Below are 1,664 nucleotides of genomic sequence, written 5' to 3'. Positions count from 1 at the left end.
GTGGAGTGACCACTGGCATAAAGAGAACAGCTATTCACGGAAGTTATAAAGACTTGCGTCAATGATCTTAATTGAACCGCCGTATACGGAACCGTACGTACGGTGGTGTGAGAGGACGGGAGTTCATCGCTCCCTCCTACTCGATTAGAAATTCATAAAACTTATTTTTCTTTGAAAATTGCTGGATTTTCAGCAACAAGTTCTACATACCCACATTGAGTGCATACAAATGCGTTAACGCTTGACGTTTTTCCTTTAAAGAATCCTGACTTCATCTTTTCAATTAGCAATACTCCCCCGCCACCGCCGGGGATTACAGACCACCCTAGTCATCTCTTCTTGGCATCTTAAACAGTTTCGATTATTGGTTTCCATTTGTGTTGCCCCCTATTTCCTAAAAACATACGTTTTGATAATAAACTGTAGATGAGCAAATTCGCTAACATAAATTTACAACCAAACAAAAAAGAAGACATGAACCCGATTCCTTGGTTAGAATAGATGTGCCACAACTACTCACAAGGGGGTTCATGTCTCATGAATAGATTAGCACATCACCTAGGAATCCACAAGTTTTTGACGATGTTGGGGTTGGCACTTTATTTCTCAAAACCTGTCATGAAGCATCTCGTTCATATCGTGGATGCGATGATTACAAAGGGCTTTTCGGGAACACTGACCGATCTACATCACGGGAGTTTTCATCCGAACCATCGCACGACACTCAGCCATTTTTTCACGAAAAGCCCATGGGAAGAAGAGACGTTGCTTCGCAAACTCCAGCAGTGGGTGCTTCATCGTGTCGAACGCAGCTCGAAACGAGAGAATCAACCCATTTTTGTTTCGATCGATGATACGATTTGCCAAAAAACGAAGCCCTCGTCACGGGCAACACACGCCATTCAAGGGTGTGATTGGCACTATTCTCACGCAGAGAAAAAGTCGATCTGGGGACATTCTCTCGTTTGGCTCATGGTTCATACGATGACCCAAGCGTTTCCTTTTGCCTTTCGCCTCTACGACAAGACGGCGGGGAAAAGCAAAGGGGAACTCGCGATCGAGATGCTTTCTTCGTTGGATGTGAGTCGACCCGTTTATGTGCTCATGGACTCTTGGTATCCATCGAAAACCCTCGTGGGAGCCTGCTTGAAAAAAGGGTTCCACGTCATCGCGATGCTCAAGACGAATCGGATTCTCTATCCAAAAGGGACGGCCATTCAAGCAAAGGAATTTGCCAAATCTATGGAGCCACGGGATACCCGCCTCGTCACGGTGGGAAAAGAGCGTTATCGGGTGTATCGCTACGAAGGTGCTCTGAACGGTCTCAAGGATGCCGTGGTGCTGCTCGCATGGAAAGCCGATCAGCCGATGACACCGAAACATCTTCATTGCGTCTTGAGCACCGATCGCGAGCTAAGCGATGAAGACATCTTGTGCTACTATGCCGAGCGTTGGTCGATCGAATGTTTTTTCCGTCAAGCGAAAGACCAGCTGAAACTCGATGGATACCGCGTTCGCGGACGTCGGGCGGTGAAACGCTACTGGATCTTGGTGCAGCTTGCTTACGTGTACAGCATGTTCGAGTCGAACAGTGATGTTTCGGATGGGCTCGATCTCCTGCGCAAGAGAAAAGGACATAGCCTCGTGGAGTTCATTTATCGTGC

Annotated in this window: 1 protein-coding gene (running past one end of the window); it reads left to right on the top strand. The window is 47.1% G+C overall.

Features of this window, described 5'->3' with window-relative positions:
- Nucleotides 1-537: 537 nt before the first annotated feature.
- Nucleotides 538-1,664: the 5' portion of an IS701 family transposase gene (locus N1I86_RS16620; protein ID WP_003353085.1), read on the top strand. 55 nt of this gene lie beyond the right edge of the window; only the first 1,127 of its 1,182 coding nucleotides appear in the window; its start codon is at nt 538-540; its stop codon lies off the right edge, out of view.

It is taken from the genome of Bacillus sp. FSL W8-0116, assembly GCF_038003825.1.
Lineage (GTDB): Bacteria > Bacillota > Bacilli > Bacillales > DSM-4216 > Bacillus_O > Bacillus_O smithii.
This window is presented reverse-complemented; position numbering and strand designations above follow the sequence as displayed.